The 22110-nt window shown below is 43.8% G+C and carries 19 protein-coding genes; all 19 read right to left on the bottom strand.

What is annotated here, in order from left to right; all coding sequences use genetic code 11:
- Positions 1-227: 227 nt before the first annotated feature.
- Complete coding sequence (gene secA, locus MHH93_RS25930) at positions 228-2732, bottom strand: preprotein translocase subunit SecA (protein ID WP_500056383.1); 2505 nt, start codon at positions 2730-2732, stop codon at positions 228-230.
- A gap of 788 nt (positions 2733-3520) precedes the next feature.
- Positions 3521-4084: a ribosome hibernation-promoting factor, HPF/YfiA family gene (hpf, locus tag MHH93_RS25925; RefSeq protein WP_047840659.1), complete on the bottom strand. Its 564-nt coding sequence runs from the start codon at positions 4082-4084 to the stop codon at positions 3521-3523.
- 421 nt (positions 4085-4505) lie between these two features.
- Positions 4506-4703 carry a cold shock domain-containing protein gene (locus MHH93_RS25920; protein ID WP_024631599.1) on the bottom strand — a complete coding sequence of 66 codons (198 nt, stop codon included), beginning with the start codon at positions 4701-4703 and terminating at the stop codon, positions 4506-4508.
- Between the two features lie 541 nt (positions 4704-5244).
- Positions 5245-5580, bottom strand: coding sequence for a flagellar protein FliT (fliT, locus tag MHH93_RS25915; RefSeq protein ID WP_500056382.1), 336 nt, complete (start codon positions 5578-5580; stop codon positions 5245-5247).
- Complete coding sequence (gene fliS, locus MHH93_RS25910) at positions 5573-5965, bottom strand: flagellar export chaperone FliS (RefSeq protein ID WP_500056381.1); 393 nt, start codon at positions 5963-5965, stop codon at positions 5573-5575. Before fliS ends, fliT begins: the two co-directional genes overlap by 8 nt.
- 29 nt (positions 5966-5994) lie before the next feature.
- Positions 5995-7569 carry a flagellar filament capping protein FliD gene (fliD, locus tag MHH93_RS25905; RefSeq protein WP_500056380.1) on the bottom strand — a complete coding sequence of 525 codons (1575 nt, stop codon included), beginning with the start codon at positions 7567-7569 and terminating at the stop codon, positions 5995-5997.
- 16 nt (positions 7570-7585) lie between these two features.
- The gene (locus tag MHH93_RS25900) at positions 7586-7975 is read right to left on the bottom strand and encodes a flagellar protein FlaG (protein ID WP_500056379.1); all 390 of its coding nucleotides are present in this window, start codon (positions 7973-7975) and stop codon (positions 7586-7588) included.
- Positions 7976-8105: 130 nt separating this feature from the next.
- Complete coding sequence (locus MHH93_RS25895) at positions 8106-9737, bottom strand: flagellin N-terminal helical domain-containing protein (RefSeq protein ID WP_500056378.1); 1632 nt, start codon at positions 9735-9737, stop codon at positions 8106-8108.
- Positions 9738-9881: 144 nt separating this feature from the next.
- On the bottom strand, positions 9882-10127 hold the full coding sequence (gene csrA, locus MHH93_RS25890) for a carbon storage regulator CsrA (RefSeq protein WP_036612471.1): 246 nt from the start codon (positions 10125-10127) through the stop codon (positions 9882-9884).
- The gene (locus MHH93_RS25885) at positions 10128-10556 is read right to left on the bottom strand and encodes a flagellar assembly protein FliW (protein WP_500056377.1); all 429 of its coding nucleotides are present in this window, start codon (positions 10554-10556) and stop codon (positions 10128-10130) included. It abuts the gene before it with no gap.
- Between the two features lie 104 nt (positions 10557-10660).
- The gene (locus MHH93_RS25880; RefSeq protein ID WP_500056376.1) at positions 10661-11230 is read right to left on the bottom strand and encodes a DUF6470 family protein; all 570 of its coding nucleotides are present in this window, start codon (positions 11228-11230) and stop codon (positions 10661-10663) included.
- Positions 11231-11246: 16 nt separating this feature from the next.
- A complete protein-coding gene (gene flgL, locus MHH93_RS25875; protein ID WP_500056375.1) occupies positions 11247-12167 on the bottom strand; it encodes a flagellar hook-associated protein FlgL in 921 nt (306 codons plus the stop codon).
- Between the two features lie 24 nt (positions 12168-12191).
- Positions 12192-13745: a flagellar hook-associated protein FlgK gene (gene flgK, locus MHH93_RS25870; RefSeq protein ID WP_076209822.1), complete on the bottom strand. Its 1554-nt coding sequence runs from the start codon at positions 13743-13745 to the stop codon at positions 12192-12194.
- Positions 13746-13764: 19 nt separating this feature from the next.
- Positions 13765-14268, bottom strand: coding sequence for a flagellar protein FlgN (locus MHH93_RS25865; protein WP_076333996.1), 504 nt, complete (start codon positions 14266-14268; stop codon positions 13765-13767).
- Between the two features lie 11 nt (positions 14269-14279).
- Positions 14280-14564, bottom strand: coding sequence for a flagellar biosynthesis anti-sigma factor FlgM (gene flgM, locus MHH93_RS25860; RefSeq protein WP_047840678.1), 285 nt, complete (start codon positions 14562-14564; stop codon positions 14280-14282).
- 176 nt (positions 14565-14740) lie between these two features.
- Positions 14741-15145, bottom strand: coding sequence for a TIGR03826 family flagellar region protein (locus tag MHH93_RS25855; RefSeq protein WP_091036363.1), 405 nt, complete (start codon positions 15143-15145; stop codon positions 14741-14743).
- 150 nt (positions 15146-15295) lie between these two features.
- On the bottom strand, positions 15296-19807 hold the full coding sequence (locus MHH93_RS25850) for a fibronectin type III domain-containing protein (RefSeq protein ID WP_500056374.1): 4512 nt from the start codon (positions 19805-19807) through the stop codon (positions 15296-15298).
- A gap of 315 nt (positions 19808-20122) precedes the next feature.
- The gene (locus MHH93_RS25845) at positions 20123-21019 is read right to left on the bottom strand and encodes a ComFC family protein (RefSeq protein WP_500056373.1); all 897 of its coding nucleotides are present in this window, start codon (positions 21017-21019) and stop codon (positions 20123-20125) included.
- Between the two features lie 65 nt (positions 21020-21084).
- Positions 21085-22110, bottom strand: a 1026-nt coding sequence (locus MHH93_RS25840; RefSeq protein WP_500056372.1) for a helicase-related protein, incomplete at its 5' end; no start/stop codon positions are given.

The following is a 22110-nucleotide window of genomic DNA, read 5'->3' as shown; positions in this document are numbered from 1 at the left end:
TCATTAAGATAAGCTCCCCGCATCCAGGGTATTCCTCCAGATCAAGTATGCGATGCGTCACCCTGTTGTTGAGACAACTGTTGTATCAGTATATCCCTTCTCCATGATCATGGTCATATTATTATAACTATGCACCATTAACCGGTTTTGCATCCTTCACTTCATCCTATGGAATACCCGGCTGCAAGGAGCCGTTCATGTCATTCGTGTATAGAAAAAACCTTCAACTACTCTTGACCGTGGCAGTGTTTGAACTTCTTGCCACTACCGCATGGGCATGGATCGTTACGTCCGATTTGGTCAGAAACCTTCACTGGACGTTTCTCAGCAGGTTCACCGCTTGTCGAGATCTGACTTTCCTCAACAACCGCTTGACGCTCCTGATTGCTCTCGATCTGTGCTCTCATCACATAAGTCGCTACTTCTTCCTGAATCGAAGCGATCATCTGATGGAACATCTCGAAGCCTTCGAACTGGTACTCACGCAGTGGATCTGTACCGCCGTAAGCGCGAAGGTGGATACCTTGACGCAATTGATCCATAGCATCAATATGATCCATCCACTTGCTGTCTACTGCACGAAGCACAACCACTTTCTCAAACTCACGAACCATATCTTCGCCAATCCGCTCTTCACGTGCATTGTACTTGTTCTGAACTTTCGTAAACAAGTACTCGATAATCTCTTCTGCTTCCTTGCCCCACAGATCATCTTTTGTTACCGAACCATCATCCAGCAATTTGCTGTTCATGTAATCGGCAACTTCCTGCAGCTCCCAGTTTTCCGGAATATCGTCACCACAATGAGCTTCAACGATACGTTCGATGGAAGGTTTGATCATATCCATAACGATTTGTTTGATATTTTCGGACTCCAGTACCTCGCGGCGCTGTTTATATATAATTTCACGTTGTTGGTTCATGACATCATCATATTGGAGAACGACTTTACGCACGTCAAAGTTGTTACCTTCAACACGTTTCTGCGCCGATTCTACTGCACGGGTAATCATCCGGCTCTCAATCGGTTGGTCTTCTTCAAAACCAAGGCGTTCCATCATGTTCAATACATTGTCTGCACCGAAACGTCTCATCAATTCATCGCCGAGTGACAGATAAAATTGTGTTGAACCCGGGTCACCTTGACGTCCCGCACGACCACGCAGCTGATTATCAATCCGGCGTGATTCGTGACGCTCTGTACCGATGATATGAAGGCCGCCTACTTCAGCTACACCTTCACCCAAGATAATATCCGTACCCCGTCCAGCCATGTTGGTTGCAATCGTTACCGCACCCGCTTGACCAGCTCCTGAGATGATCTCTGCTTCTTCCGCATGGTACTTGGCGTTCAGTACCTGGTGTTTTACACCACGGCGCTTAAGCATGTCAGACAGGCGTTCAGAGTTCTCGATGGATACTGTACCTACCAGAACCGGCTGGTTCTTGCTGTGGCGTTCCACAATCTCTTCCACAACCGCTTTGAACTTGCCATCGATGCTCTTATACACGACATCTGCCATGTCATCCCGTTTGTTCGGACGGTTAGTTGGAATCTGCAGTACTTCGAGACCGTAGATTTTTTTGAACTCTTCTTCCTCGGTTTTCGCTGTACCCGTCATACCCGCAAGTTTACGGTACATCCGGAAATAGTTCTGGAAGGTAATCGTAGCAAGGGTCATGCTCTCGTTTTGTACTTCAATGCCTTCTTTGGCTTCAATCGCCTGGTGCAATCCATCACTATAACGACGTCCAGACATCAGACGACCTGTGAATTCATCAACGATCATAACCTCTTCATCACTGACCACATAATCCACGTCACGACGCATGATTACGTTGGCTTTCAGGCCCTGTACGATGTGATGGTTGAGAGTAACGTTGGCATGATCATACAAGTTCTCGATACCAAATGCTTTCTCTGCTTTTGCCACGCCCGCCTCAGTCAACGCTACGGATTTCACCTTAATGTCTACCGTAAAGTCTTCTTCCGGCACCAAACGTTTCACAAAACGATCTGCTGCATAGTACATATCCGTCGATTTCTGAGCTTGTCCGGAGATAATGAGTGGCGTACGCGCCTCATCGACCAGGATGGAGTCTACTTCATCAATGATACAGAAGAACAATGGACGTTGTACCATTTGCTCCTTGTACAGCACCATGTTGTCACGCAGATAGTCAAAACCAAACTCGTTGTTCGTTCCGTACGTAATATCACATGCATACGCATGTTGTTTCAAAGCATGGTCCATACCGCTCAGGTTAACCCCTACCGACATGCCCATGAATTCATAGATTTGTCCCATTTCCTGGCTATCCCGCTGTGCCAAGTAGTCATTGACCGTGACCACGTGTACACCTTTGGACATCAACGCGTTCAGATATACCGGGAGTGTTCCTACCAGCGTTTTACCTTCACCCGTTTTCATCTCGGAAATACGTCCTTCATGCAGAGCGATACCGCCCAGCATCTGTACATCGTAGTGACGTTTGCCCAGTACACGGCGTGATGCCTCACGTACGGTTGCAAATGCCTCTGGAAGAAGCTCATCTGTTGTTTCTCCCTTTTCAATACGAGCACGGTATTCGTCCGTTTTACCTTTCAGTTGTTCATCAGACAACGCCTGAAATTGTGGTTCCAGTTTATTGATCACATCGACCGTCTTCATCAGACGTTTAACATCACGTTCATTCATGTCGCCGAAGATCTTTTTGACAAGTCCTAGCATGGTATACCCCTTTCGTGCAAAACAGAATAGACCCCCTGTTGCCGCCACGCGACACCATCGGATGGATGTTGCATCCACTTGCCCGGGGGTGACAAACAATATAAAAAGTAATATGGATGAATCAACTCCAGGCTTGCCAAGGGTTCCTCATGAAGCTGATTCGGTATTCAAACGGATTCGGTTATTAAAAACTAGCCGAAGCCCGAGCCTTGCGAATCATGTTCATGGTGCTGTGCCTGTCATTGATTATGATTAGCGATCATTCGTTGACAATTCCTCATCAGGACAATGATTCTCTTTGCATAAATTGTAACAGTTTGTAAGGGCCGCCGCAACACGCCACGGCACACTTCTTTGAACTTCTGAGCCATATCAAATGGAGTTTAAGTGCAAAAAATCATAGTCGTTAGCGGAAGCGTTCGATTGTCATGTTTCGTTTTTCAGGATAGACAGCCCTGTCAACGAATTTTGATGGTAAATTTGGATGGAAATCTCAATATCCAGTTCTCGAATGTAGGCGTACGAATATTTTCGTAAGCATCGGAATCTGGCAGTAAACTTTTACAGTTTGTGCTTCTTCTTACTATCTATTAGACGCAGCAGCATAGGGAATAGTTTCACCATTTTATTTCCAAAGGTGATTTCCCAGCTCCTCTACGCACAAAAGAGCCCCATCCCCTAAGGGATGGAAGCTCTTGTTAAGTCTAATCCAGGAAACTACAGTCCCTGTCTTCATTATTATTAGATATTCATACGTATGTCCGATCCGATGACCCTGTACGTTATGATTAACCTTGTTCGATCAATCCGTACTTACCATCGTTCCGTTTGTAAACTACGCTAACTTCTTCACTGTCAATGTTGGAGAATACGAAGAAATTGTGACCAACCATGTTCATTTGGAGGATGGCCTCTTCCACGTCCATTGGTTTCAACATAAAGCGTTTCGTCCGTACAACTTCCAGATCATCGTCATCCGTGTCCGCATCCAGTTCAGCTGTAGCTACAGTTCCTGTTGGATCTTCAACGAAGAGTGTTTTCAGGCTACCTTCCTGGCGGAACTTACGGTTAATTTTTGTTTTGTGTTTGCGGATCTGACGTTCCAGCTTGTCCACCACAGAGTCAATAGATGCGTACATATCGTCGCTCTCATCCTCGGCGCGGAGCACAATGCCTTTCAAAGGGATCGTCACCTCTACCGTATGCAAACCTCTCGTCGTGCTCAATGTAACAGCACCGTCAGAGTTAAGGGGTGCATCGAAATACTTCTCGAGTCTACTCAACTTTTTGTCGACATAATCCTTCAAAGCATCAGTAACCTCGATTTGTTGACCTCGAATACTTAAATTCATAGGGCACTCCTCCTTTTTCCTTTGCCACTTCATTATAACACGAATGTAAGCGCCATGTAAAAACTCCCGGTGACCGAATAATGACATCTGTTCAAGCCACATCTGCCAACGTAGGCATAGCGCCATATTTCGCGATATTTCATCATATTCAGCCATAATCGAATATTTACTTGGTATGAATTATTAGGCGCTTGATGATGTATTTAACCGTTTTTGAGCCTGCTCAATCTAATATGTAAAATGAACTTCAATCTATCTCTTGAATCTATTAAATTCACTAGAATCATGTGTCTAGGATAATCCTCAAATCTCGAATCTATTAGAACAAAAAAAGACCCCGGAAAGTACCGGAGTCTGATGCTAGCGATAATTCAATTTGGTAACCATCTAACCATATATGTAGGTCGGATTGTCCGGATGATTATAATTTGATTACGTTAGCTGCTTGCGGTCCACGCGCGCCTTCGACGATGTCGAATTCTACGGATTGACCTTCTTCCAAAGTTTTGAATCCTTCGGATTGAATTGCGGAGAAATGTACGAATACGTCGCCGCCATCTTCAGTCTCAATGAAACCGTAACCTTTTTCTGCGTTGAACCATTTTACTTTACCTTGCATGCACTAACATTCCCTTCGTCATCAAATGAAGTGAAGCTTTCGGCCTTAACCTCTGCCCACAATTCAGATAATACCATCCAAAGTTATCCATTGTCAATTGGAAAAGTAAATGTTTTCTTGGAATTTTTTGTAGATTAATTGGGGTTTGTGTTGAAAGGTGGGATATCTTGAATATATCAGGTAATTGGAGGGCTGGTAAGTCTATATTTGATGTATTAATGATAGAAACTCGGAGGAGAGTTTACCATTCAGATAACGAGTGAATAACAAAATTTACGAAAGTTAAACATTTTATAATTTTACTATTATAGCTAATTAGTATAAGGGGTTATTTTAGGATAACCAGAAAATTGACCTGTACTAAAAAGTAGTAGATCACTAAAAACATGGCACTGTTTGCTTGAATCTATTAATTCATATTTATATGAGCAATCAAATTATTTATTAAAACAATCTTCATTTCATAGATAAGACGAATTAACAGACTACGTTTAAAATAAAACAGAGCAAATCTTAGGAGATCTGCCCTGTTCTTTATATATCATTTTCTTCTATCCATAAGCATACTATCCGGCGCATAGGCAGTCTCATATACATTTCGCTGCATTTTTGCTTGATTACGCTTATGCAACCAATCTTGAGCCTCGATCCGAAGTGCGTTCATGCGATCAAGTAAAGTTTTATCATAGGCCAAAATCCGATGAACTTCCTCTTTTTGTTTATTATCCAGAGGACAATTCTCACTCTCTTTAATTATAGCATCCACAATATGTTGTCGATCTTCTATGAAGGTTTCCAGTTCCTCATAGGAGGTCTCCTCAATCCGTTCAATGACTTCCTGAGTCATAGTAGACAAGCGCTCAATAAGATTATCCATGAGCACTTTCAGTCTGCATAGAGGCTAGTTTAGAGGCTTGCATCCAAGTTTCACGCAAGTCAGTCAAATATCCAATGGCTTCTTCTGCTTTTTCTGGACTTTTACGAATGTTAGCTTCGATTAAAAGATAATTCGTATACTCATACAGAGCAAATAAGTTTTTGGATACATCATATGACTGGTCCAATGTGGACATAAGTTCGCTAATAATAGTCTGAGCTTTACCCAGATTAAGATTCGCTTTCTCTATATCCTGGTTATTCAGGCCCTCAAGTCCAACTTTTACAAATCGGATTGCCCCATCATACAGCATAATAACCAATTGAGCTGGCGTTGAAGTCTGAACGGAAGATTGACGATATTTTTCATATGGAGATTTAATCAATTAGGTCACCCTCTATTATAAAATTTCTCTTAGCTTGTGGTAGAGAATAGACTGGACGACTGTGAACTGAGTTTGTTCATTGCTGTTTCCATCGCAGTGAACTGTTTATAATAACGAGTCTCTGTGTTTTCCAAAATTGTAAGCATATTGGTAATTCGATTATTGTACTCTTTGAGTTTCCTACCCATAGCACTTTCTTCTTTGTAACTGACTGTGAGATCAGCTGAGAATTTACTGGTTCCGACACGTGTAACGAGACTATCCAACGAACCTGATATTTTGTCTGCCAACTTGTCAAAAATACCATTATTCGCCTCACTACCTGTGCCCTGGAACAGATCAACTGCTTTTTGAGGATTCTCAGTCAAAGCTTTTTTCAAGACGACTTCATCCAGAACAATTTTGCCTCCTGAGTTGTAGGATCCCATTGTAATCCCCATCTCAGACAAAGCGACGACTTGACCAGATATAATTCCTCTCATGTTAGAAAGCGCTGATCTTAAAATGTCATCATTTTTCAATAGACCACTCTTAGCTTTGTCAGTCCAGTTGGTAATATCCGTATCTTTCATTGCTGTCTTTTGTTCGTCGGTCAACGGTTTGAAATCACGATATTTATTTTCGTCTAACTTCGTATTCAACAACGTTATTAACGAGTTATAGTCCTCTACGAAGCTCTTAATGGTTTGCAAAGCAGTTTCAGTATCACTCGATGTCGTAATGCTAACAGGTATGTCCTTAGAAGGGTCTGCCGGATCTGCTGTCGTTTTCTGAAGAGTTAATTGGACACCGTTAATGTTAACCGTATTACTTTTATCTGTATAATCTCTGCCGTTAACACTGAATTTTGCATCTACAGCATTTGTTGTTTTATATTTCTCAGGACCATCTGTTCCTGAATCATATTTTTGATTAAAGAGATCCAGTAAACTATTGTCATCTGTCGCTACAAGAACTGCTTTACCATCCGTACCGCTTGTTTTCGAATTGATAATCAGTTTCCCACTTATCTCATCATACTTGGCAGTAACGTTAGCTTTGGCATTACCATTAATCGTAGCAACCATCGTAGCAATGGACGTAGATCCGGTGAACAATGACTTACCGTTACTATCTACAAAGCTCACGCCGTTTATAGAGAATTTAAACTCTTCGGCGTTAAGGGCAGTTCGATCAGCATCTGTGAGTGTAGCTGGATCTATGTTTTCTTTCATAATCTGCAAATCAGCCAAGGTTTTAGTGCTAGCTACAGGCACATCAAGCCCGAATGTTTCAACTGTCTTCTTGGTTGCTAATTGCGTAATACTAACTTTCATATCGATTCCGTTGGCAGTAGCTGAAGCTTCTGCTTTAAGGGCATCTGAATTCCCACTCACTACAGCCTTTTGTGTATTTAAGGCAGCACTCTTACCGTACTTATCAATAAGTTTGTTCGTACGAAAGTCTACGAGTTTACTATTAATTTCTCTATAGCTGTCCCGTTTCCATTCTAGGATTTGCTTATCCTGATTTAGTTTATCCAGCGGAATTCGTTTCGCAACCATCATACTTTTAACCATGCTATCGACGTCCATACCGGAGAAGCCGTTAATACGTGTAACCATTCAATCCCTCCTATAATTATATTTTCTCGTCTACCAATATACCTGCAATTTCCATCATCTTGGCAACCAAGTCTAGCGTTTTCTCTGGTGGAATCTCACGAATAAGTTCTCCCGTATCTTTGTTCATCACTTTCACCATAATATCATGGGTCTTCTCATGTACACTGATTTCCAAAGTTGTTTCAGGGCCCTGCAAAGATTGGACAGCACGTTCAATTGTTTTAATCAAGTGTTCGTCTGCAATCGAAATTTTGGCACCCTGAATTTCTTTTGTACTTAAATCTTTATAATTTTTAATAGCTGACGCTGAAGATATTGATTCACTTGCACTTTGAACAGAAGCTACTTCTGGTCGGGGCTGTCCGTTAGATGCGCCGGATGCCGAGAAGGAAAACTGTACATTCATGTGCTCTATCCTCCAAGAACGCTTGATTTATTATATATATCGGTCATTGGCCTTCGTTATTTTAGGGAATTCCTAGCAAAACAAAAAAAAGCCCCGGAATAGTCCGGAGCTTTCGGTATTAAAGTGAATCTTAACGAAGCAATTGCAGAACGCCTTGTGGTTGTTGGTTCGCTTGAGCCAACATCGCTTGTGCAGCTTGTGCAAGGATGTTGTTCTTCGTTTGTTCCATCATTTCTTTAGCCATGTCTACGTCACGTACACGGGACTCAGCTGCAGTCAGGTTCTCGGAAGATGTGTTCAAGTTGTTGATTGTGTGTTCCAGACGGTTTTGAACCGCACCCAATTTAGCGCGCTCGCTGGAAACGGAGCTGATTGCTTTATCCAAAGAAGTGATAGAAGCAGAAGCACCAGCTGTTGTAGAAATGTCTACGCTAGAGATTCCCAGTGCAGATGAACGCATGTCATTCACACCGAAAGTGATGCTTTGACCTTTGTTAGCACCAATTTGGAATGTCATTCCACCGTTGCCTGAAGCATCAGTTTGAGCTTGGCTCAGACCCAAATCTTTAACAAGTGTTGAACCTTCAGCTTCGTTAAATGTTACTGGACCATTCGCACTAGTGATAGAGAAGCGTCCGTCTTTCGCTTCAACAAATACAGCATCTGTGTCAATGAATCCATCTTGACCTTTTGAAAGACCTGCATTTGTGTTGTAAGTAGTAATAGCAGCTCTAATCTTAGTTTGCATATCAGTCGCAACAGTTGTAGCATCCCCACCAGCTGCAAGACCACCAAGTGCTGCAGTTTTAAGTTTAACACCGTTGATTTCAAAAGATAGAGCTTCGGCAGGAACTGTTTTTGCCAATTGATCTTGTCCAGTGTTTGTAGTAGTAGCTGGATCAATGAATGTACCTAATACTGCAGCGCCAGTGATATCAAGCTCAGATTTTTGTCCTGCTGTTCCACTTTCAATAGTCAATGCACCAGCAGATTCATAAAGTTTTACACTGGAAACGTTAGTGCCGTTAGCAGCATTGTGATCAGTAATAGCCTGATTAATTACACGCTCCATAGCCGCTTTAATATCTGACTTTTGGGAATCTGTCATCGCATTAGTGCTGTAGTCGCCTTTAATAAGGGTTTTCTCAGCATCTGTGAGGCCTTTATCCCAATCTACTTCAACTTCAACTGTATCAATTTTAATTTTATCCTTAGTTCCAAGCGCGAGAGCAGAACCGTCTACATCTTCAAATTGTGCAGCAGCTACCAATTTAGCAGCAGTTTGATTCAAAACTTTAGCACCGTTAGTAGAATCAGTTCCTACTACTGCGCCATCAGTTTTCAAAGCACCGTTCAACAATTTCTTCGTATTGAACTCCGTAGTATCGCCGATACGGTCGATTTCGGATTTCAATTGCTTAACTTCGTCTTGCAATGCTTTACGATCTTCTTCAGTGTTCGTACCATTAGCGGATTGAACAGAAAGTTCACGTACACGTTGCAGGATGCTGTGAGTTTCGCTCAATGCGCCCTCAGCTGTTTGGATCAAAGAGATACCATCTTGAGCATTTTTGGAAGCCATATCCAAACCGCGGATTTGACCGCGCATTTTTTCGGAGATTGCCAAGCCTGCAGCATCGTCACCAGCACGGTTGATACGAAGACCGGAAGACAATTTCTCGATGTTTTTGCTAGTGTTAGAAGAGTTAACGCTCAGTTGGCGGTGAGTGTTCAACGCCGTAATATTATGGTTGATAATCATTTGATATTTCCTCCCTGAAGATAAATTAGTTCCACATCCTTGTGGTAAACGCCGCGACATTAAGGTCGGCCGCCCTGCCGAAGCAGCGTCTAAATTATATATCGACGGAAGGTGAGCAACTGTTTATAGCAAATTGGAATATTTTTAATCTTTTTTGATATCTGTATTTCGCAGACGTTCCATAAAGGCTTCAATATTGGCTGCAAGAGGCGTAGCAGACTCCCGATTAGCCTCTTGAATGGATGCATATATTTCCTGTCTGAATATATCAATATGCTTGGGTGCGGAGATTCCAATACGTACTGTATCTCCCTCTACAGCGAGTACGGTCACCTCAATCTGATCCTGAATGATAATAGACTCGCCTTTTTTACGTGATAATACCAGCATTTACACTCCACCTTTCACTGATTTGGCATCGTCTTCTGCCCAGATCAGATGACGTGTATCATAAGAAGACTGATGGAGCACGACTTGTTTACCTAAGAGTCGCTCGGGGTTAAGAACAACAGGTGCAAGCAGATTCATTGTTGATTTATTCGCCTGTGAATGAATGGTGACCATAGAGTATACAGATACTTGCTCCACAATTTCCAATTCTTCCTTATCTACTTCTCCCAATTCAAAACTATAATCCGGTACAAAAGTAAACGGACTTACCAAGAGGAATGCCAGTCCCGGTTCCCTTGTAGATTGTAAATAACTGAAAGGTGTATCTTCCCAAGGAACCAATGCAAACTCAGTTTCCTCTTCAAATCCGGGTAAACCTTTAGGAAATTGATATACATCTTCCGTTTTAACTTCTAATGAACCCCACATGCTTGTCTGAATATGAATAATAAACGCCTCCCTGGCGAAAGTTTTATGCAAAAAGAGCCATAGATGTCTAAATCACGACCGTCTATAGCTCTACTTTAGAGTAACTAGAATCCTATATCTATGGCAGGTGGCGTGTACTGAATCGATGCATACTGCTTCACATAGATATCAAGCTTGCCCCGATTATACTCAATCTCCGGTCTATTCACAATGACATTCATTTCCGAGACAGCTGGAGTAAAGTTGATATCCGGCGCCTGAGTATAAACACGAGTCTCCACGTTCCCAGAAGAAGCGGGTGTCCGCGTTTCCGGGAATGGCCTCGCCTGCCAATCTGAGCCAATAATATTCGAAATGGTATTTCCAGGCTTATGAATTGCAGCCAATTCATTGCCCTGCTGAACTCGTTCAGCCATATTTTGCAGAAATATCTGTTGAATGCCTGAATAGATCCGTGCATTCATATCAATCATATTGCCACCCGTGTAAGCAGAGAATGCTTTGCTCTGATCTACACTCAGTCTCATCGGATGGCTCTCCACCGTTAGCTTGGCAGGTCTGGTATTCAACTGCACCTCAGCTTTGGGTTGACGAATGGAGAACTGTCCCGGATCGGCATCAATACTTAATAGAGTCGGTGTTGTTCTAATCTGAAGAACGGGAAGAGTACTCAAACGTTAACTCCTCCTTTTATCTTAAGAAGTCCACCAAAGATGGAGAGATAATTTTGGCACCGGCAGACAAGGAAGCGTTATAGATGTTTTCCTGAATCTTGGATTGCATCGCCAGTTCCGCATAATCCGCATCCTCGACTTTGGATTGCAAATCTGTCAGGTTAATACCGAGATCATCCAAACGTCCCATCATCAGATCAACCCGATTCGTTTTGGCCCCAATCTCAGAACGGATCGCAAGCATCTTGTCGGTACGGCTATCAATATTGTTCAACTGATTGGATAACTCTTTTTGATTTCCTTCTGTGAGAGCTTTCATGATGTTGTTCACGATGTTGAACAAGTTATCTTCTTCCGTCTCTGTGCCAAACACTTCATTACCACTCACATTAATAGGCAATTGAACACTTTCACCTACGATGAAGTTAATCTTCCCTTTATCCGTCACAACAGACGTAGCATTCGTTGTATCTAAAGTACCGTCTGCATTAGACGGGAAATCATAAGGTTTAACATCATATGTCTCGCCATTAAAAATATATTTCCCGTTAAGCTTACTGTTTGAGATATCAATCAGCTGCTCTTTCAACTGTTTGACCTCTTCATTAATACTGTCCAGCGCGGACTGCGGATTCGTTCCTGTGGAAGCTTGTACCGTCAACTCGCGCAGACGCTGTACGGCGTTACCTGCTTGATTCATAACCGTATCATTAAACTCAAGCCATGATATAGCACTGTCTACGTTTTTCTGATATTGATCGTTCGATGAAAGTTCTGCACGATAACGAAGGGAGTAAGTAATCCCTACCGGATCGTCCGAAGGTTTGTTGATCTTGCGACCTGTCGCCAGTTGGGTCTGGGTGTTGTTCATCTGCTGTGCGTTCCGGTTCAAGTTCAAAAGTAGCTGTGAACTGAGCATATTATTCGTTATTCTCATGGTCTGTTATGTCACTCCTTTCTTTTATCTGCCTACTGTCCCAGTAGAGTTAATCAACTTATCAAGTAATTCATCATATGTGGTCATAAATCGAGCAGATGCATTATATGCATGCTGGAACTTGATCATATTGGACATCTCTTCATCCAAAGATACTCCACTTACAGATTGACGACGGGTATCCACTTGCTCCACTAGGAACTCCGAGTTGGATGTCTGACGTGCAGCTTCCTGGGATTGTACCCCCAGTTGTCCCACAATAGCACTGAATTGTGCACCGATCGTTGCATTACGTAAACCGTCCGCTGATTTCATCGGTGTATCTTTCAGATTCGCAAGCAAAATGGCAAGTGTATTGTTACCTTTGATTACAGTCTCTGTACCAGAAGCATCCGATGTACGGAGCGAAGTAGCAATCTTATTCGGATCAGCCAAGATCTCTGCATTCAATGAAATATTTCCGGCTGTAATGGCTGTTCCACCACCCGCTGCTGTAAAGAATGGGACTCCTCCAGAATTAGTTCCATCCATGCTGTACCCAAGCTGATGTAGTCCGTTCAGACCTTTGACCGTAACCTTAAGATCTGTAGCTAGTGTCCGTGCTGCACCCGTGTATGTAACACCATCCAGGATAGTATTATCCGGCAAGACAGAACCCGCAGGAAGAGTAATCTCAATATCACCGTTGGCAAGCGTATTAGCTAAGTCATCCATTTGTTTCCGGTAATCACTTACCAATGTATCTCTGGACTTAATCATGCCATGAACTTCACCATTGGTGAGTGTGCCCGCAGTATATGCATCATTCAGAAAAGCAGGATCTACCGCCACTTGTACTGCTCCGCCTGTAACAAGTGCCTGTCCATTCATCTGGATCTGGTATCCTTGTTGAGAATCAGTAACCGTAATATTCATGATTTTGGACAGCTTATCGGTCATCAGATCACGTTGGTCACGCAAATCGTTGGCATTGTCGCCAAGAGACTCAATTTTCACAATGGCACTATTGAGGTTCGCAATGTTACCCAGGTAACCCTGGATTTCATTACTTTTCACAGCGATGTTACTGTCCAAATCCTGACTAAGCGCATCCAATTGGCGGCTAATCTGATTCATCGCATCCGTAAGAGCGAGAGTTGTTTCCTTGACAATCCGGCGTGCCGTAACATCCTCAGGGTTTTTACTCAGATCTGACCATGATTTGTAGAAGTTATCCATAACAGTCCGAAATCCGGTATCCGATGGCTCGTTGACAATAGCTTCAAGTTTCTCAAGCGTGTCTCGTTGAATGGACCAACTCCCGAAGTTGGTATTTTCATTGCGATATTGGTCATCCAGAAATTTCTCGCGCACACGTGTAATGGAGTCGAACTCTACCCCTGTACCGAGCTGTCCTGGTGTTGTGCTATGCAGAAATGCAAATGGCTCCATTGGAATGGATGCCTGCATGTTTACCTTTTGGCGTGAGTACCCTTCCGTGTTGGCATTGGCTACGTTATGACCTGTTGTGCTAAGAGCTGTCGTCTGTGTGAACAAACTGCGTTTAGCCGTTTCGATTGAATGAAATGTAGATGTCACCTGGTTTCCCCCTAATTAATCAGGCACGCGTGTCAAACAGACCGATTCGCCCTGGATTGCCGTTCTTATCAGCAGGATGCTGATATGTGGCATCCTGTTCTGGCCGAGAAGCAAAGATGTCCATTGAAAGATCAATAAACATCAACGATTGCTCGATCAGCTTTTGATTCAGTTGATTGATTTCCTTTAACTCCTGCAGTGTTCCCGCCAGCTTCTTCTGGACTTCAAGCAATCGCTGTTTGTCAGCCGGATCAAAAATCAGCTTCGAGATCTCCGTAATGTTCAGGTTCAGCATGGACTTGATCCCACGCTCCTGAAGCAATTCGTGAACTGCGCTCTGCCGTTCAATCTCCAATGGCTCTTGTTGTTTCATGAAACGGGATTCTTTGTTCAGAACGGCAATGAGTTCATCCACATCGTTTTTGACAATGACCTGTCTCTTGACCTCGCTGAGTGCCAGCATATCGCGGTGACTTTGTTCCATTTGCTGCAAAACTGCAATTAATCTGTCCAGTGCTGCCATTACGTGATCACCTATTCCTTATCAAAAGACTTAAAATACGGTAGCAATTTGTCAGCAAGCTTGCTGCTATCTACCTGATACGTTCCCGAACTCACCTGTTCTTTGAGTTCCTGTATCCGTTGTATGCGTCCTGCATCCTGTGTACGACTTTGTTCCTCAAGCATCTTCATCGCCTCCGGAGAAATGGATACCTCGTCCTTACGGCGGCTCTTCTTGGCATCAGCCTGCTGATTGGATTCAACGTTCCTTTGATATGAATTGATTGCTCCAATTCTACTCGGTTCATTGATTTTCATTCAAAATACACTTCCTTCCACGTTAGAATTTTACATTGATATACGTTTTTCTTACTTTATCTTTATGTTATCGAGATGATTAGGATAATAAAAAAAACCGATAATCTTTAATAAGTTTATCGGTACGTTTCAAAACATTTGTTATAGCAAAACATGTATTTGAGCCCTCGCTCCTATTAATCGCGTAGTTTGTCGAGAGCATTGTAGGTTCGTCCGCCTATATTGCCGTTATCCTTCTGACCTACATCGCGAGCCGCACTAGCCAAGTCTTTCGTCAAGCGATTACGACAAGAGTCACACATATGACCTTCCCGAATCAATGTTCCGCACACTTCACAAGGATACATCATATTCGGAGCGTTCTCGATGGAAATTCGTCCCTCACGGATGAACTTGGTAATGGTTTTGATCGAAACATCTGTTGCATCAGATAGTTCCTGTATGTTGGTGCCTTTGTTTTCGCGCAAATAATCTACACAGATCTGATATTCCTGTTCCATTTCCTTAATACAATTCGAGCATACATCTCGAAAATTTAACGCATATAATTTACCACAGCGAGGACAATTACCTAGATTCATCGCTAAAACGCCCCTCTCAAACTTCCATTTCCGAATAGATAATAACTATACATTACCTTATTTTCTCTGATGAAGCCATAGTCTATTTACAAAACAAAAAAGGGGAACAGGATGCACATATATGCAAGCCCGTTCCCCCACTTTAATTCATTAATTCAATGTTCTAATGTTTAGTACAGCAGACCACACGCTTGTGTTCTGGTCATTGAATACCCGAATACGATATTTATGCAAACTGGACGGTAACAAGTCGGAATGAATAAACGTTGCATTACTGACAGTCGCCACAATTTGCCCGTCGGCTTCAATTTCGTAAGACGAAGCTCCCTCAATAGCGTCCCAAGTCAGAATAACGTTTGTTCTGTCCGAAGTTCCTTTCAGCACAGGTGTAGTTAATTGAGTCATTCCACTTATACTCTCACTCCAAGCTCCTGCACCAGAAGCATTTTTGGCACGAATCCGGAAGGTATGCTCCGTATTTGGTGCAAGTCCGCTCTTCGTATAAGCAGCTCCACTGACGGCAACCACCGTACCATCAATCTCTAGGTCATAACCGGTAGCTCCAGTTACAGCACTCCATCTTAGCGTGATCGCCGCTGTGGTTGCAGAGTTAATACTCAAGCCTGAGACACTCGCAGGTAACGTAGTTTGAGACAACACTGCTGTCCATGCACTCACATTGGTGTCGGTCAGGGCACGAACACGATATTTATGAATCGTTCCACCAAGCACTCCATTGTGTACATACATGAGATCACTCACCGTAGCAACTACTGTGCCATCTGCCTCAATCTCATATTTAGTTGCACCAGCAACTTCATTCCATGTCAGCGTAACTGCCGTTTCTTCAGGTACACCTTTCAGCGTTGTGGGTACATTCAACTGGGTCGAAGCAGTTACGATCTCACTCCAGCTACCCATGCCAGCAGCATTCTTCGCACGAATACGGAAGGTATGGTCTGTATTGGCTAGAAGACCACTTTTCGTATAAGCAGATCCACTCACAGAAATTACAGCACCATCAATTTCCAAATCGTAAGCGGTGGCACCTGTAACAGGACTCCATTTCAACGAAATAGCAACAGGTGTAGCGGTATTTAGCATGAAACCGTTAACTGTAGCAGGGATCGTGCTTTGCGTCAGGACTGCTGTCCATGCACTTGTGTTTTCACCCTTTAACGCGCGAATTCTATACTTGTGAGCCGTTCCAGGCAATAAACCATCGTGTATATATACTGGCTCACTAACTATGCCAACAATTGTACCATCGGCTTCAACTTCATACGCTGTCATATCTTCTACATCCGACCACGAAAGATTGATTGCTGTTTCTTCCGATGTTGCCTTTAATACAGGTGTGTTTAAAAGCGTCATACCACTGATTAGATCGCTCCAAGTACCTACTCCTGCGGCGTTCTTTGAACGAATACGGAAGGTGTGCTCCGTATTCGCAGCAAGACCACTCTTCGTATAGGACACTCCCGTTACTGGAACAACGGTACCATCAATTTCTAAGTCATACCCCGTTGCCCCAGTTACTGCTGTCCATTTTAGAGTGATACCCACATTCGTAACAGCACTAATATTAAGTCCTGCAACTGAAGCTGGTATCGTACTTTGAGTCAGCATAGCAGTCCATACACTCGTATTGGTATTCGTTAGAGCACGTATACGATACTTGTGTGCAGTTCCTGGTAACAATCCATTATGTGAGTATGCCGGATCACTAACTGTGGCAATCACTGTACCGTCGGCTTCAATTTCATAAGTAACTGCATCTGAGACCGCTACCCAAGTTAAGTTAATTGAAGTTTCTTCTGATGTTGCTTTTAATACGGGTGTATTCAGTAGTGTTGTTCCGCTAATCAGATCACTCCAGGCACCTACGCCTGCCGCATTCTTCGAACGGATACGGAAGGTATGATCTGTATTTGCTGCAAGCCCGCTCTTCGTGTAGGCTACTCCCGTTACTGGGACAATGGTACCGTCAATCTCTATATCATATCCCGTCGCCCCAGTCACTGCCGTCCATTTCAATGCAATGGCTACGTTCGTCGCAGAGCTAATATTCAACCCTGTAACCGAAGCCGGTATTGTACTTTGCGTCAACATCGTTGTCCATGCACTCGTATTAATATCCGTAAGAGCACGGATTCGATACTTATGCGCAGTCCCTGGTAACAGATCAACATGTTCATACGCCGGATCACTAACTGTTGCAATCACTGCACCATCGGCTTCAATCTCATAAGTAGTAGCGTCTGCAACAGCTGCCCAAGTTAGGTTAATTGCCTTTTCTTCTGATGTTGCTTTTAATACGGGTGTATTCAGTAGTGTTGTTCCGCTAATCAGATCGCTCCAAGCACCTACGCCTGCCGCATTCTTCGAACGGATACGGAAGGTATGATCTGTATTTGCTGCAAGCCCGCTCTTCGTGTAGGCTACTCCCGTTACTGGGACAATGGTACCGTCAATTTCTAGATCATACCCCGTCGCTCCAGTTACTGCTGTCCATTTCAAGGCCATGGCTGCATTCGTCGCCGAGGTAACAGTCAACCCTGTAACCGAAGCCGGTATCGTGCTTTGCGTCAACATTGTTGTCCATGCACTTGTATTGTTTTCTGTCAAAGCACGAATACGATACTTATGTGCCGTTCCCGGCAATAGATCGCTGTGTACAAATGTTAGTTCGCCGGATGTTGTCATAACAGTACCATCGGCTTCAATCTCGTATGTAGTCGCATCTGCTACATCAGCCCAAGTCAGGTTAATATTCGTTTCTTCTGATGCCGCCTTTAATACAGGTGTATTCAACAGTGTCGTTGTACTGAGCGGATCACTCCAATCACCCACACCTGCAGCATTTTTCGAACGAATACGGAAGGTGTGTTCTGTATTTGCTGCAAGGCTACTCTTTGTGTAGGCTACGCCAGTAACAGCTACAATTGTACGGTCAATCTCCAAATCATAACCTGTCGCTCCTATCACTGCTGTCCATTTCAGACCAACAGCTGCATTAGTGACCGAGTTTAGAGTGAGATTCGAAACAGGACCAGGGAGTGTACTCTGGGACAAAATTGTAGTCCATGCACTTGTATTCGTATCGTTCAAAGCTCGTACACGATATTTATGAAGTGTCCCTGGTGATAGATCAGTGTGTGTATAAGCCGGATCTACAACAATTCCTACGTTAACTCCATCAGCTTCAACCTCATAAGAGGTAGCCCCCTCAGTTGCAGGCCATGCCAAAAACATATCTTCTTGCGAAGAAATCGCTTTAATAACAGGCGTACTTAGAAGTGTCGAAACAGTTAGCATGTCAGTCCACTTACCAACGCCGCCTGCATTTTTAGATCTCAATCGAAATGTATGCTCGGTATTGGGTGTAAGAGCTGTCTTGCTGTATGTTGTACCAGAGACCGGAACAACGACCCCATCAACCTCCAGGTCATATCCACTAGAACCTTTAATTGCAGTCCAACTTAAAGAGATTTTATTGAATGTATTTTCTGTAATTTTCAAACCGCTTGCTGAGTCAGGTACAACAAGTTGCGTAGCCGTTCTACTCCAGTTGCTCTCATTATCTGATGATACTGCTTTTAATGCATAGGTATGACTGGAATTGGCCTCCAAGCCAACGTGTTCGTAATTCGTTACATTACCTAGGTCAATTGGGGCTTCACCATCAATCTGGAGTTGATATCCATCGGCATGATTAATTGCAGCCCACTCTATTATATTTTTCCCTTGCTCAGAGCTCGTGGAGATCACAGGTTCGTTAAGCAGTGTTTTGATATTAAAGACACTACTCCAATCACTTTTTCCTATCGAATTTATAGCACGTATTTTGTAAGAGTAAATTTTGTTAGGAATAAGTACAGCATCATCGAAGCTGGTACCATAATAAGGACCTATTAAAGTACCATCACGCTCAATTTCATATTGTACAGCTTCCTGTGCATGATCCCAACGAATATGAGTCGTGTTTTCACTTGAGTTACCCGTTATATTCAAAGGCACAGAGGGTACATTATTAATTGGTAACGGATTTACCTCCTGTTTAGTAAAAAAAGCGGGTTCAGCTTTACGTGTATAGTACGGATTAAGTTCAGAGTAAAAATCTACAACTTCCCCCGTATCTGCGTTTACAACCAAACTCAACTGTCTGACATCATAATCATATACATCAATCGGTGTCAGTTGACCTAGCACATTATAGTGTGTGATATCCCATTGTCCGACTTGGTTATACGGTTGTCTGTACGTCATCTCGGTAGCAATCTCACGAACTTTGCTTAAATCAATGAGAAAAGCATTATCGATCTGTCCGGCATATTTGGATGTATACGATCCAAAACTTATATTAGTAATATCACTTGGGAAACCCAGGATAGACTGCATTCTGGTGAAAGAATATCCCGTTGATGAAATATTGTAGGATCTAGCCCAACTCAGTTTAACTGATTTTTGGTTCACCTCTAATTGGCCGTTATTGTTGGTCATTACATATTGATAATCATTGCTTGATGAGACTATCCCGCTTCCTACCGCTGCATGTGCCCGGTTCCCCCCGTACACGCCAAACTGTCCGAATACCAGCATGAATACTAGTAGACGGACAGTCCATAAGTAAAATCCGTTTTTTCTTTTTCCTGCGACCACTTTTGTTCTCCCCTTCAAAAGATATGTTGTGCCACTCCCTATGCTGTCACCTGTGGTGAACGGCAAAACTATCTATTCTGCGTGAGAAAACCAATTCCTCTTTTTTACATGTAAAAAATTTCTTATTGCGCTTTCATTTATAATTTCATCAAACAACTATATTTCAAACGGTATAAATACGAAAACAGGAATTCGCAAATGTGAAATTATTAATACAGGAACGCATTTTCCTATCTATTAGAATGTAAAGCGTAGGTTGTGTATGTAGGGAGACTTGAAGAATATTAAACATAGCTCAATATACTGGTTTTCCGATTAGGATCTTGCCAGTGTCAGCGTGTAAATCTCGATTGGAATCTCCATGTAGAAGCTAGCATTTAGAATAACCCGCCCACAAGCGTCCAAGGTGCTGCCTGTTGTGTAGATATCATCGATTAGAAGTAACTGTATGGGTTTGGCATGTGACATGCCCATATGTGTTGGCAGATGAGATCTCCTGTTTATCTCTTCAATTAACTGTATGCCATCCGGGTTGATGGAAAAAGCGTTTTTCATCGTTTCAATACGCTCACCGCGTGATTTGAAGCTTTGTTTGGTGGTGTTGATCTGGCGCTGCAACAGATCCACGATGGGTAGGCGGCAAGCGGTGGCGAGCCCAGCAGCCAGCCGCTCCGCCTGATTGAAGCCACGTTCGGCCAGCCGCTCGCTGCTCACCGGGACATAGGTGACCGCGTCAGGCCGCCATTGTGGCTTCGTTTGTTGAGCATGTGTGGCGGAATGAGCCACGGGGGCTGGGGGTTCTTTTGCCAAAGCAGAATTTCGTTCTTCGCTCATCGCTTGAAAGGCTTGAATCAACAGTGCGGTTAAAAGCGGCGCGTATCGTTCATGGCCTCTGAATTTGTACATGCCGATCCATTCTTTCATTATAGTGTTGTATTGTACGGCGCTGCGATTGGAGACAAAAGAACGGTTTTGCATATGTGGACGAACACAGTCCGGGCATCCGACACCCCGACCACAACGCAGGCAACGGATGGAACGGATCCATGGAATCTGCTTCACACAACGTGGGCATATGCCTGGATAGGTATAAGACAGAATCGCTCGAGTCCCACATGTCAGACAAATAGCTCCCGGCGGGGCGAGCAGATGGTGAAGACGCTGGGTCAGGTGCTGTGCATGATCGGTTATGTTGCTGAGCCAGTTGAACATAGGGGGCATACCTCCAGTCTTGGGAATGTATTGTGAAATGTGGAACCGAACTTGGCAGATGACAATTATGTCTGGGATGGTGGATGCAGGTAGCCTTTGCGACGAGCGATCGTGTTCATTTTCCGAATCTGTGCAACGGCCTTCACCTGAGAACGCGTCCGACGAGATGATGCAAAAACCACTCTACCCGCCGGGTCATCCATGGAACGCCCTGCTCTGCCCGCCATCTGAACCAGTGAAGCTTCATCAAAGAGACCATTGTCTGCATCCAATATAAAAACATCACTGCGCGGAATGGTCACTCCACGCTCCAGAATTGTGGTGGTTACGAGCAGACGAATGTCGCGATCACGAAAGGCTGTAACTTTGCTAGCGCGATCGGGGTCTTGGGATGAAGTTCCTTCGATATGGATTCCGGGAAAAGTACGGCGCATCAGATTCACAAACGCCTCAATCTGGGCAATACGTGTCACAAACACAAATACCTGGGCGTCACGCTCCAATGAAATTTGGATGTTAGTCCTCAAGGCAGATGGAAGATTTCGTTTCTTAATACATTCAGCAACAGTAACCATCTTGACCAAGCGCGGGACAGGCAAAGGATGACGGTGAAAACGTACCGGGACTTTGGCATGGGCAAGCATCCCCTTTGCCGCTTCCTTCTGCAGCCGAGCTGGCGGTGTAGCAGATAGATAGACAAAATTCCCCTCCGGTTTACAGGAGGATGCCGCCGCGTGAGCGAGCATGGGATCGTTATAATAAGGGAACGCATCCAGTTCGTCGATGATAACGAGATCAAACCCTTGATAAAAGCGCATCAGTTGGTGTGTGGTCGCAAGCGTGAGCTGAGCGTCTTTCCAGCGTTCGTCACTGCCTCCGTAAAGAGTAGCGAGCGAGGTGTCCGGAAAAGCTTTGGCCAGACGTGGAGCCAGCTCCAGTACCACGTCCCTGCGCGGCGTAGCGGCCAGAGCCCGTCCGCCGCGATCCAATGTATGTTGGAGCAAGGGGAATATCATTTCCGTCTTGCCGGCCCCAGTCACGGCCCATAGCAAGAACCTCCCCGGCCCATCCCCTGCGGGTGGCCGGGCCAA

Origin of the sequence: Priestia sp. FSL H7-0729 (genome assembly GCF_038005685.1) — a bacterium.
Taxonomy (GTDB): Bacteria; Bacillota; Bacilli; order Paenibacillales; family Paenibacillaceae; genus Paenibacillus.
Note: the sequence above shows the minus strand (reverse complement) of the source record. Positions and strands in the feature narration are given on the sequence as shown.

What these genes read in the sequence shown, in the direction of transcription:
- secA (WP_500056383.1), bottom strand. Translation starts at nt 2,732, where the DNA reads ATGCTAGGACTTGTCAAAAAGATCTTCGGCGACATGAATGAACGTGAT.
- hpf (WP_047840659.1), bottom strand. Translation starts at nt 4,084, where the DNA reads ATGAATTTAAGTATTCGAGGTCAACAAATCGAGGTTACTGATGCTTTG.
- MHH93_RS25920 (WP_024631599.1), bottom strand. Translation starts at nt 4,703, where the DNA reads ATGCAAGGTAAAGTAAAATGGTTCAACGCAGAAAAAGGTTACGGTTTC.
- fliT (WP_500056382.1), bottom strand. Translation starts at nt 5,580, where the DNA reads ATGGATAATCTTATTGAGCGCTTGTCTACTATGACTCAGGAAGTCATT.
- fliD (WP_500056380.1), bottom strand. Translation starts at nt 7,569, where the DNA reads ATGGTTACACGTATTAACGGCTTCTCCGGTATGGACGTCGATAGCATG.
- MHH93_RS25900 (WP_500056379.1), bottom strand. Translation starts at nt 7,975, where the DNA reads ATGAATGTACAGTTTTCCTTCTCGGCATCCGGCGCATCTAACGGACAG.
- MHH93_RS25895 (WP_500056378.1), bottom strand. Translation starts at nt 9,737, where the DNA reads ATGATTATCAACCATAATATTACGGCGTTGAACACTCACCGCCAACTG.
- csrA (WP_036612471.1), bottom strand. Translation starts at nt 10,127, where the DNA reads ATGCTGGTATTATCACGTAAAAAAGGCGAGTCTATTATCATTCAGGAT.
- MHH93_RS25885 (WP_500056377.1), bottom strand. Translation starts at nt 10,556, where the DNA reads ATGTGGGGTTCATTAGAAGTTAAAACGGAAGATGTATATCAATTTCCT.
- flgL (WP_500056375.1), bottom strand. Translation starts at nt 12,167, where the DNA reads ATGAGAATAACGAATAATATGCTCAGTTCACAGCTACTTTTGAACTTG.
- MHH93_RS25865 (WP_076333996.1), bottom strand. Translation starts at nt 14,268, where the DNA reads ATGGCAGCACTGGACAGATTAATTGCAGTTTTGCAGCAAATGGAACAA.
- flgM (WP_047840678.1), bottom strand. Translation starts at nt 14,564, where the DNA reads ATGAAAATCAATGAACCGAGTAGAATTGGAGCAATCAATTCATATCAA.
- MHH93_RS25855 (WP_091036363.1), bottom strand. Translation starts at nt 15,145, where the DNA reads ATGAATCTAGGTAATTGTCCTCGCTGTGGTAAATTATATGCGTTAAAT.
- MHH93_RS25845 (WP_500056373.1), bottom strand. Translation starts at nt 21,019, where the DNA reads ATGTTCAACTGGCTCAGCAACATAACCGATCATGCACAGCACCTGACC.